The sequence below is a fragment of the Neobacillus drentensis NBRC 102427 genome (assembly GCF_001591445.1).
Taxonomy (GTDB): Bacteria; Bacillota; Bacilli; order Bacillales; family Cytobacillaceae; genus Neobacillus; species Neobacillus drentensis.
Map to the genome: position 1 here is coordinate 1 of NZ_BCUX01000087.1, position 10,657 is coordinate 10,657.

The following is a 10,657-nucleotide window of genomic DNA, read 5'->3' on the forward strand; positions in this document are numbered from 1 at the left end:
AGAAATTTATTAAACATGAATGATTCCACCCTTCAAAATTTGTTTGTTCTTTATGATTCCACTATATTCCATTCCTCAGATAAACAACATGGGTATAGTGATAAGTTCACATTTTGTTTGAAATGTTTTGACGAACTTTTGAACAGCTCCAAAAACAATACATATGGGTGCTTTTAGAGTTATAGTTTCTGAACAATTTCTATTAAATGTGCATATAGTAAGTTATTAAAAAGCGAAGGATGTTCTTCTATGTCTGAATTACCAGTGAAGATTGATACAGTCAGCGGCGGGATTGTCCAATTTGGGAATTCCTTGTTCATATCCCCCAAAAGTGCCACAAAAGATACACAAGGTTCTGGCTCTATAAATACCGGTATTACGATCACAACCATTACTGGTCAAAATACAACCACTTCTGTCAATGCAGATGTACTTGACCAACCCATCGTTCAGGATAACTAATCTGGTGGTTTTATGAGCTTAAATGATAATAGTAAAAAAAAGCTTGGTGGGCGCGTACCCACCAAGCTTTTTTGAAGTCAAGAATCACTCCGGTGTACGGATCACTAAAACATCACATTTGGCTGTGCGAACGATGGCTTCAGACACCGAACCTAGTAAGAAAAGTTCAACCGCATTTAACCCCGTAGCACCACAGATAATTAAATCGGCCTCTACTAAATTAGCAAGCTCTTTCGTGATTTTAGTTTTTGGAGAACCGTATTCGATTACTACATCAGTGTTTTTAATCCCTTCCGCACCTGCTTGTGCCTTGTATCCATTTAACAGTTCCTCTGACCGCTGCTGGGCCCGGTCCACACTGGAACGGTCATAAGCTTCGAATGAGCGGGTATTGATTACGTTTACGATGGTTAATAGTGAATCTTTGTTCCGTTTTGCCACGTCGATGGATTTGCGAAAGGCATACTCCGCCTCTTTCGAACCGTCTACTGCAACTACAATACTTCTATAATGATTTGCCATCTGCCATAATCTCCTTCTAAAGATCCCTTGCTAAAAACTGCTTAAGTGTAAATATTGCGCATTGTAAGGGAAATTCTACACTCTGTTGATCGACTCGGTTGTTTTCATTGCTGACTTTGTCTTTACTTTAATCGTGCCTGAGCTTGGGCTTGGACTTGGGCTTTTGATGAATAACGACAAGAGCACATTAACCACCGCTAAGATTAAACCAATGGTAAACACGAATGAAGACCCTGAAGCTGCTGCTTGTGCATGTTCATTGGGATTGGCAGCTAAGTAACCAGTTTCTTTCGCTGATAAAATCGATACCATGACAGCAATACCAACAGCACCAGCTACCTGTTGGACCGTTTGCGTTAAGGCGATTCCATCCGGATAGTACCGTTTCGGAAGCGAATTGAGTGTGTTTGTTTGGACGGAAGCAAGCACCGCCCCGATCCCTAACATCATGACAATATGTGTGACCACGATCATCCATAAAGCCGTGTCTGTCCCGAATTGTGAATATAATCCATAACCAATCGCTACTAAAATGGTTCCAGGAGTAATCACCGCTTTCGGACCGTATTTGTCAAATAAATGACCAATCGTCGGAGCTAAGATACAGTTTAGCAAGCTACCGGGTAAAAGCATAAGACCTGTGGTAAAAGCAGCAATTAACAGCGCCATTTGCATATACATTGGTAAGATAACAAGCATTGACAACATGTTAAAAAACGTGATGAAACTCATGATGACACCCAGAACGAAAAGAGGGTAATTGAATGCTTTGAGATTCAGCATCGGCGCCTCCATTTTCGTTTGACGAATTGCAAAAATAATCAGTGCGGCAGCTCCAATAATGATCGATGTAAGAACAGTTGTATTCGTCCATCCGTGCTCACCGCCTACACTTACTCCGTAAACAATCCCGCCGAATCCTATTGTGGAAAGAATAACTGAGATTATATCAATCGAAACCTTTCGTATCTCATTCACATTTGGTAAATAAACGAGCCCGAATAGAAATGAGAACAATAAGAAGGGAATCGTAAACCAGAAAATCCAATGCCATGATAAGGTATCTAAAATAAGGCCAGCTAATGTTGGACCAAGCGCGGGACCGGCTAGCATAACTAAGCCCATGATTCCCATTGCGCCGCCTCGTTTATTTGGAGGGAAGATCGTAAAAATAACATTTTGCGTTAGAGGTAGGGCAATCGCCAGTCCAGCTGCTTGGATAATACGTGCCACCAATAAAAGACTAAATGAAGGTGCCGTGGCAGCAATAATCGTACCGATAATGGACAGCGATACAGAAGTCATAAACATCTGTCGGGTGGTAAACTTTTGCATCAAAATACCCGTTACTGGTACTAAAATACCTAAGGTTAAAAAATAACCGGTTGCTAACCATTGAATGGTTGTCGGATTCACTTGAAATATTTGGCTTAATTGTCCTAATGCAATATTTAATGCCGTTTCACTAAAAAGTCCGACAAAGCCTGCCACTAAAAGTGCAGCCATAATCGGGCCTGTTTTGATTTGTTGAGATAAGGTTGTATTCATTTGTTGATTCACTTGTTAAAAACTCCTTCAATAAATTATTTCATTTGACCTTTTGGTTACATAGAAAAATTCATCTTTCCATTGTGAAAATGATGTTTTAAGTATTCGTTATACCACTTCGTTCTGAATCCTTTCTGCTTAAAAAAGATTCCTCATGACTTCGATGATCAGCAATATCCATGACCGTCGTACACCCCCACAAACAACGATTCGTTAACTATATCAAAAGTTTTCCTTCATCGTCAACCCGGTTGACAATATTTATTTATTCAGTTATTATCAACTAAATTGACTATTCAACGTAAAAAAAACCCCGCCTCGTTCATCGAATGAACAAAGCGGAGGTTTTTCATTTTATATTTTCCAATCTAGTTTTAAAATATCTTTAAGAATAGTTACTTGCTCGGTCCCTATTTTCTCTGCAATTTTATTCTCAAGCTGTGCCTTAAGAGCTGCATTTTTTTCGTAGCATGCCTCTCCTAAATCCGTCAACTGGATGCATTTTTCTTTCTTATTGTTTTCCATATTTTTGATTTCGACTAGTCCTTTTTCTGAAAGCTTTTGGATAAACTTATGGATGGCCTGACGTGAAATTTCGACATTTTTTGTAACATATGAAATGGTCGGCTGTTTTTTATAAATCCTCGCCATGATATACCATTCAGAATTTGAAATATAAATCTCGCTTTGATCGTTCCAGGCTTTCTCTGAGATTTTCCGAACCAAACTATGACGCTCGCTTAATAAATCAATAAGATCTAATTTTTTTAATTCAGAGTTTGAAATCAACTGATTCACTCCATTCTTAATCCTCGCACATACTATACAAAAGCAGGTAGAGGATGTCAACGTGATTGACCATCAATCGATTGATATTAAATATAGAATTGTATAGAAAAAAGCCTGGAGTTTCCTCCAAGCCCACTTTTTCCTATTAATCTATTTTTAGCGCAATACTCTAGCCGCAGTTGTAAACTTAGCTGGATTATACGAAGCAATTTTCACAACATCACCCGTTTGCGGGGCATGTATAAATTTCCCTCCGCCAATATAGATGCCGACATGGTGAGCAGGATTACCCCTAAATACTAAATCACCCTTTTGGACATTATACGGAGAAATTGCAGTTCCAACATCCTGCTGATCACGGGAAACCCTTGGAAGAGAAATTCCAATCGAACGGAACACATACTGAGTGAATCCTGAGCAGTCAAACCCGTTTGGTGATGTTCCACCCCAAACATAAGGAACCCCTAAATATCTTTTCGCATATGCGATCATCTCATCTACATCTCCCGAATTAGACGCTGATTCTTTCGGTTCATCGGATGTGGATGGTGTTTTCGCAGGAGAGTCCTGCTTCGGTTGGCTTGGTCTATCTGGCGCTTGCTGGCTTGGTCTTTCTGGTGCTTGTTGGCTTGGTCTTTCTGGTGTTGGTGCTACCTGTCTAGCTCTTTCTCTTTCTTGTGCCGCTTGTCTGGCCTTTTCTTCTGCTTCTTGTCGTGCTTTATCTTGAGCACTTTTTTCTGTTAGTTGATAAGCTAGTTCCGTTTGTTGCTGCTTTAAGGTGTCTTTTGATTTTGCCAAAACTATCGTAATTTCTTGTTTATCAGCTTCTATCTGTTTCTTTTCTGCAGCTAATTCATCCTGGCTGTTTTTTAATTTGCCTAATTCTTTTTCAAGCTTTTGCTCTGAACCTTTTAATGTTGCTTCTTTTTCAGATAAAGCTTTCATTATATCTGTATTACTTTCAAGAATTGACATTACTGCAGTGGAGCGTGTTAATAACTGGGAAAAGTCTTTAGACGACACAATAAATTCTGCGTATGTAATAATTGACTGCTTCCCTTGTGCCTGCATGGTTCTTAGTCTAGCAGAATAATAGTCTTTGTTCGTTTCTAAGTCTTTTCTTGCTGTATCAATTTCAGCGTTTGTTTTTACGATTTGAGCTTGTTGTGCTTTAATATCTTCGCTTAGTTGTTTACTTTTTTCCATTCCGATGACGATTCGGTCATCGAGTTGCTGAACCTTTGTCTCTAGGTTATCAATTTGGTCAGCGGTCTTATTGATCTCTACTTTTGTCTCATCAATTTGTCCTTGTGTAACAGGTGGTTTTGCAAAAGCAGGAGTTGCTTGAAAGATTGTAGTTAATAGAGCAAACGATACCGAATATATTAATATTTTCCTTTTCATACCATAATCACCTTTTCTTTTCCGACTCATATATTCATAGTTTAAATTTGGAAGAGAAGAATAACAATGAAAATGGCTAAATTGTAATGTATTTGTAATGTTTTGTAGAATTTTCTTTGAACGAGTCGAATAATATTGACACAGAAAAACCTCGAAGATTACGAACTTCGAGGTTTGTTCTGTAATTTATTAAAAAATAATCACACAAAATTCTGTGTCGTATTATTTCTACTAAATCGGTAAACTGCAATCAAGAAAAATGCAGCGGCAAAGGCGAATAGAATCATGAAATTCAAATACAAACCGCTAAACTCATTCCCATCCTGCAGCTTTGTTAAGGTATCCAATGTCCAGCGCTGCGGCAGGAAATTGGCGATTTTTTGTAATGATTTCGGCATCACTTCCACCGGCCAAAAGCAGCCGGAAAGCATCACGGTCGGCGTGATAATTAAATTTTGCAGGGCACCCGCGGCACTGCGGCTGTTTGAAAAAGAAACAATCACTAATGAGATTCCCACAGCTATCAATGAGAATAGTAACATCACAAACACTGCCGACCCAAACGACATGTTGATGCCAATATGAAAGACGTTTTTCATAATTGTTAACGTAATAAACACTTGAATCGTCATCACAATCATGTTGACAATTATATTGGAGAGGATATACTTTCTCGCATTAATCGGTGTCGATAATAAGCGGAAAAAGGTGCGATTTTCTTTTTCCAACAGAATAATCTCAGACATATTCCCGGCTGACATCAGCATGATCATGATTAGGAAGCCAATCGTTTGGTTGGTCATAAACTTGTTTTTTGAAGAATCTTCTAAGGTATGTGTAACCAGATTATACTCCGTATGTTGGAAATCCTGATACATCCGCTCAAATATCTCTCGATTTCCCCCCGCCACATAACTAATCGTCGCAATATTATCGATGTACTGGTGTAAGTAAGATTTCACATAAGCCGTAATCGCCGCACCTTTAATAGAGGTTAGCTGAATATGGCCCGGCTCACCCGCCAAGACACTATCCGAATACCCTTTTTCAAAGGTAATCACACTATCCAGATCACCAGAGGAAATCTTCCTCTGTACATGCCCCTCATCAATCTTGGTAATTTCCAGATTCTCTAATCCTTTTAAAAATTGGATGGTATCCGTGGTTATCTTGTTTTGGTCTTGATTAACTATCCCGACATGGAGGATAGTTTTTTGATCACCGCCATAGACGAGCAGGGAGATAAAGATCCCAACTAACGGCATACACAGATACATGATAATGTTTTTCTTTTTTCGAAATGTGATGCGCAGCGTGTTCTGAATTAACCAGAGGATATCCTTCATTATAATCCCTCCCGTCTTTGTAAAGAGATGACCGCCACAAGTAAGAAGATGAACGAACTGGCCAGATTGATTGACAGTGCTGGAAGAGCTGCCGCGAAGTCATTTGCATAGATAATCTTCGTTAGTGCAGTATTCATCCAGGTGAGCGGAGAAAGGTCTGTAATTAATTTAAAGATGCCTTCCGGATTATTAATTTTAAAATAAGCGCCGCCAAAAAAGGAGGCTAACTGGACAAACAGCATGATGAAAACTCTCGGACCGGCACTTGTTTTCGTTAAGAAACTTACGCCAATTCCCATGCTGACCGCAAAGATTACTTCTGTCAGTAATACGAGGAAAACCAGTCCCAGATGGTCACCCCAATTGGCTTTGAAAACGAGCTTGCTAAAGAGGATGACGAGTACGATACAGATGCTATTACTAACAAGACTTCCGAGCACTTTTCCAATGAATATTTCACTTTTTCGGACCGGGGAAGCAATCAGGCGGTCAGCTGTCTTCCGTACACGTTCACTTACGATGAGCGAACTTGCTGACATGGCACCATACAGGATAATCATCGTCGTAATCACAATCGCATAATAATCCATTGAGCCGGGCTGCTTATCAGGAAGCAGTGATGTTTCTTTGATAAAATCCGCCGGCTTCTCACGCGTAAAGGCACTCTCTAGCTTTTCAGGAGCTACCTTGATAATTTCGGAAGCAATATTGTATTGATCGACAAAGGAAGCGAGCATGCCGTGGAGGATATTCCCTTCGATGCTGGTCCCATTATTTACATAAAGCTGAAGCCCTTGAGCGGTTACCTCTACATAACCATCATAGGCACCTTGCTTCACTTCCTTTTCGCCATCAATCGAACTAGTTGCTTTTTTAAAATGAAGCCCTGATTTTTCGGCCGCAGCGATAAAATGTGGAAAGTCCTCCCCCTTCGTTGTATCTTTGTATAACACATCGATATCATCGACGCGGAGGCTGGTTGTAAAGGTGTTCGACAGGGCTGTTCCAAGCACAAGCATTAACACAATCGGGAAAGCTAACATAAAAAACAAAGTTCGGGTGTCCCGGAAATCTGTTTTAATACCCTTCCACGCGATATTGAGTATATTCAAAATGAAGCCCCCTTATTGGTCACGCAAATTTCTGCCTGTTAATGTTAAAAATACCGTCTCCAAATTCGGTGCTTTTTCTTGGAGTGAACGGATTTCAATCCCGCTGCTCATAAAATGCTCAATGATTTTGTTTAAGTTGTTGACGCCGGTATCCGAGTTGATTTTGATTAAATTTTCATCGATGAAAACGGCTTCGACACCGTTGATTTCTTTAATAGATTCCAGGTTCGCATTTTCAATTGATTTCACTTCAATCCAGACATCCTTCGTGTTGGTAATAATCGACTTCAACTGCTCCTTTGTTCCTTCAGCAATGATTTTCCCATGATCAATGATTGCAATTCGGGAACAAATCTCTTCGACTTCCTCCATATAATGGCTCGTGTAAATGATGGTGCAGCCCATTTCATTTAACTTGCGGACCGAGGTAAGGATATAGTTTCGGGACTGCGGATCAATCCCGACTGTTGGTTCATCCATGATGATTAACTTCGGACGGTGGGCAATCGCACATGCAATATTTAAGCGGCGTTTCATCCCGCCGGAAAAACTTTTTGGATAGCTTTTATGTTTATCCTGAAGACCGACGAATTCAAGGGCCTCTTCTACCCGTTCATTTAGTTCAGCCCCGCGCAAGCCGTAAAGACCAGCAAAGAACTTCACATTTTCATAGGCGGTCATATCCTCATAGATAGCCAAATCCTGCGGGACCATGCCAATATTCATCTTGGCAAAGCGGCTCTGTTTGGCACTATTTTTCCCAAGGATGCTTATTGTCCCATCATTACTGCGGAGGAGACCCGCAATCATGTTAATCGTCGTGCTTTTCCCGGCTCCATTCGCGCCCAGAAAGCCAAAGATTTCTCCTTCGGCAACAGATAAACTCATATTATCAACGGCAATAAAATCAGCGAATTTTTTCGTTAAGTTGGTTATTTCTAAAACGTTCATTGTTTCACCCCTCAGATCGTTTTTCTATTTCCAGTATAAAGAAAAAGAATGAACGCGCATAAGTGCAATCGTTCATTCTTTTTACATGAGAATATTCATATTGTTGGCGTGAGATGCTCATGTAGCGATTGGAAGGAGCGTGGTGACAGAGAAACCATCGGAGCTGTCGACAATCACCTTTCCATTCACGGTTGCAGTCCGCTCCTCCATGCCGATGATGCCTAGGCCTTTTTTGATCGTTTCGGACCCCGAACCATTATCCTTTACCTCGACCCTGATTATTTTGTTTAACACTTTAAGATCGACCGAGACTTGGGTAGCATGCGAATATTTCATCGCGTTCGTTAACGCCTCGGTTACATTTTCATGGATGATCTTCCATTGAATTGGTGCGATAAGGTCCAAATTCCCTTCATGGGTGAGGACGGTTTTAAACTGTTGTTTGGCATTAAAATCATCAAATAGCAGCTTCAAGCGGTGTATCCCCACTTGTTCTGTCGGGGGCTTCATATTTTTTAAGGTCAGGCGGATATTTTCAATCCCTTCCTTCGAAATATTGATTGCATTTTGGAGGAGCTCCGTTGCTTTTCGTTGGTCGGTCCCAAGCAACCGTTTCGCCGCTTCCATTTGAAAAAGCGCCCCTGTCATCGAGTGGCCGATTTTATCATGAATCTCCTGTGAAATTCGGTTGCGTTCCTCTAGTTTAAAGGTGTATTCCGACTGCCGTATGTATTCGGTATTTTCATTGATCTGTTTCGTTAGCTGCTGAAGCTTTTTTCGCATCCTATCGATTTGTGCTTCCTTTTTTACTAATTTATCACCATAGATGGACGTAACTGCAAACATCATGAAAGAAAGGACAGCCACTAAGCCATAAATGGGTTGAAGTGCTCCATCCATATACAGGATGGGCAGCAAAGAAAGAAGCAGCAGCGTTACTTTTTTACCTATAAAACCTGCTGAAAGCTCCACCATCGATATAGGGAGGAGCAAACTAAACAAAGGATCCACGACGAGATAGGCGGCAGTTGTGATACCAATGGACAGAACATGCAGCACCCGTTTAAGGGTGTTATTTTTACAAATATATAGCGTTATATTTACACAAAAATAGACAAGAAAAGCGAGAACTACCCAGGAGATATTGCTGATATTGGTTTGCACTGCAAGCGTAGCAATATAAACTAACAGTAGCAGCTTCGTAAAAATGATCCAAAACTCCATCTTAGTCGACTTTCCCCGTCAAATAGTAAATTGCGATTTGTGTACGGTGTTCAAGCCCGGTCTTGCCTAAGATAGAGGTGATGTAATTAGCAACCGTCCCTTCGGAGATAAACAATTCCTTCGAGATGGCTTTATTAGAATATCCTTTTGCAATTAGGGCCATGATTTCACGTTCACGCTCGGTAAATCCCGTGAGATCGATTATTGTTTCCGTTTCAGTGTTGACCGCTGTTAAATTTGACTTTATTTTTTCTAAAATAACGTCCTGAATAATGCTGTTTCCGCGGAACACACTCTTCAGTGCATCACGAATTTGTTCTGGGTCATTATTTTTTAGTAGATAGCCCTTCGCCCCATTTTTAATGGCATCTAGGATGTATTCATCATCATCAAAGGTGGTTAAAATGATTGGCTTGGTGTTTGTCTGTTCGGTAATCCGTTTTGTTGCTTCCACCCCGTTCATGTTGGGCATGCGCACGTCGAGAAGAGCAATGTCGACTTCATGCTTTTGACAGTAATTGACTGCTTCGTTTCCATCACTCACTGTGTCCAGCACTTCAAATTCCTCGTAGGTAGATAGAATAATTTTCAACCCTTCACGAATAAATGAGTTATCATCGGCGATTATCACTTTAATTTTCATATGCTGGCGAGTCACTTCCTTATTCCTAATATCTTTACCTGTCATTATAGCAAGAAACAAGCAGGAATTTGAATATCCACACAAAATCCCCTGATGCGCCCATTCATTGGACGTTTATCATGCATACAGTACAAAAGGTAACCCATTTTATCAGGGGTAACCAGCAGGATTATTCGTTATTTATTAAAAAGGAGATGTATGTGTATGATGGGCGGAGGACAGTTTGGCGGAATGGGTGGACATGGTGGAATGAGCGGACATGGTGGAATGGGTGGACATGGTGGAATGGACGGACATGGTGGAATGGGCGGACATGGTGGAATGGGCGGACATGGTGGAATGGGCGGACATGGTGGAATAGGCGGATATGATGGACATCACGGCGGCTATCATGGAGGAGGATTTCATGACGGATATCATGGTGGAGGGTATCATGGGTATCATGGCGGGTATCACGGCGGCTACGGCTCACCATTTATTGGCGGATTATTAGGAGGGCTTACGGCCGGGGCATTGTCCTCTGGAGGTGGCTACCCATATCCTGCACCATATCCAACTCCTTATCCAGCACAGTACCCAACACCTGTAACCTATCCATATGGAGGATATGGAGGCTATGGAAGCTATCCGTACTAGTTAAATGAAAAAGCTGTTAG

General features: G+C 40.9%; 11 protein-coding genes. 2 read left to right on the top strand and 9 right to left on the bottom strand.

The window, feature by feature from the left end; all coding sequences use genetic code 11:
• The first annotated feature begins 249 nt into the window (after positions 1-249).
• Positions 250-462, top strand: coding sequence for a spore germination protein (locus tag BDR01S_RS23380; RefSeq protein ID WP_066259245.1), 213 nt, complete (start codon positions 250-252; stop codon positions 460-462).
• An 84-nt stretch (positions 463-546) separates the two neighbouring features.
• On the opposite strand, the gene BDR01S_RS23385 is transcribed toward BDR01S_RS23380, so the two are convergent.
• From BDR01S_RS23385 to BDR01S_RS23425, 9 genes are all read right to left on the bottom strand, one after another.
• Positions 547-984 (bottom strand): universal stress protein, encoded by a 438-nt coding sequence (locus BDR01S_RS23385; RefSeq protein WP_066259248.1) that lies wholly within the window; start codon positions 982-984, stop codon positions 547-549.
• A gap of 75 nt (positions 985-1,059) precedes the next feature.
• The gene (locus tag BDR01S_RS23390; RefSeq protein ID WP_082797559.1) at positions 1,060-2,532 is read right to left on the bottom strand and encodes a DHA2 family efflux MFS transporter permease subunit; all 1,473 of its coding nucleotides are present in this window, start codon (positions 2,530-2,532) and stop codon (positions 1,060-1,062) included.
• A 354-nt stretch (positions 2,533-2,886) separates the two neighbouring features.
• Positions 2,887-3,321, bottom strand: coding sequence for a MarR family winged helix-turn-helix transcriptional regulator (locus BDR01S_RS23395; RefSeq protein ID WP_066259250.1), 435 nt, complete (start codon positions 3,319-3,321; stop codon positions 2,887-2,889).
• A gap of 156 nt (positions 3,322-3,477) precedes the next feature.
• Entirely contained in the window at positions 3,478-4,725 is a 1,248-nt protein-coding gene (locus BDR01S_RS23400) for a C40 family peptidase (RefSeq protein WP_066259252.1), read from the bottom strand.
• A 200-nt stretch (positions 4,726-4,925) separates the two neighbouring features.
• Positions 4,926-6,071, bottom strand: a complete 1,146-nt coding sequence (locus BDR01S_RS23405; protein WP_066259258.1) for an ABC transporter permease — start codon at positions 6,069-6,071, stop codon at positions 4,926-4,928.
• Entirely contained in the window at positions 6,071-7,183 is a 1,113-nt protein-coding gene (locus BDR01S_RS23410) for an ABC transporter permease (RefSeq protein ID WP_066259260.1), read from the bottom strand. Before BDR01S_RS23410 ends, BDR01S_RS23405 begins: the two co-directional genes overlap by 1 nt.
• Before the next feature lie 12 nt (positions 7,184-7,195).
• Positions 7,196-8,134: an ABC transporter ATP-binding protein gene (locus BDR01S_RS23415; RefSeq protein WP_066259262.1), complete on the bottom strand. Its 939-nt coding sequence runs from the start codon at positions 8,132-8,134 to the stop codon at positions 7,196-7,198.
• 117 nt (positions 8,135-8,251) lie between these two features.
• Complete coding sequence (locus BDR01S_RS23420) at positions 8,252-9,358, bottom strand: sensor histidine kinase (RefSeq protein ID WP_066259266.1); 1,107 nt, start codon at positions 9,356-9,358, stop codon at positions 8,252-8,254.
• 1 nt (position 9,359) lies between these two features.
• Positions 9,360-10,001: a response regulator gene (locus tag BDR01S_RS23425; RefSeq protein ID WP_066260408.1), complete on the bottom strand. Its 642-nt coding sequence runs from the start codon at positions 9,999-10,001 to the stop codon at positions 9,360-9,362.
• 204 nt (positions 10,002-10,205) lie between these two features.
• Here BDR01S_RS23425 and BDR01S_RS23430 point away from each other — a divergent pair, with 204 nt between their 5' ends.
• On the top strand, positions 10,206-10,637 hold the full coding sequence (locus BDR01S_RS23430) for a hypothetical protein (RefSeq protein WP_157406245.1): 432 nt from the start codon (positions 10,206-10,208) through the stop codon (positions 10,635-10,637).
• Positions 10,638-10,657: the final 20 nt, after the last annotated feature.

Excerpts from the sequence above, each read along its gene's own strand:
- BDR01S_RS23380 (WP_066259245.1), top strand. The coding sequence starts at position 250 with ATGTCTGAATTACCAGTGAAGATTGATACAGTCAGCGGCGGGATTGTC.
- BDR01S_RS23385 (WP_066259248.1), bottom strand. The coding sequence starts at position 984 with ATGGCAAATCATTATAGAAGTATTGTAGTTGCAGTAGACGGTTCGAAA.
- BDR01S_RS23390 (WP_082797559.1), bottom strand. The coding sequence starts at position 2,532 with ATGAATACAACCTTATCTCAACAAATCAAAACAGGCCCGATTATGGCT.
- BDR01S_RS23400 (WP_066259252.1), bottom strand. The coding sequence starts at position 4,725 with ATGAAAAGGAAAATATTAATATATTCGGTATCGTTTGCTCTATTAACT.
- BDR01S_RS23405 (WP_066259258.1), bottom strand. The coding sequence starts at position 6,071 with ATGAAGGATATCCTCTGGTTAATTCAGAACACGCTGCGCATCACATTT.
- BDR01S_RS23415 (WP_066259262.1), bottom strand. The coding sequence starts at position 8,134 with ATGAACGTTTTAGAAATAACCAACTTAACGAAAAAATTCGCTGATTTT.
- BDR01S_RS23420 (WP_066259266.1), bottom strand. The coding sequence starts at position 9,358 with ATGGAGTTTTGGATCATTTTTACGAAGCTGCTACTGTTAGTTTATATT.
- BDR01S_RS23425 (WP_066260408.1), bottom strand. The coding sequence starts at position 10,001 with ATGAAAATTAAAGTGATAATCGCCGATGATAACTCATTTATTCGTGAA.
- BDR01S_RS23430 (WP_157406245.1), top strand. The coding sequence starts at position 10,206 with ATGATGGGCGGAGGACAGTTTGGCGGAATGGGTGGACATGGTGGAATG.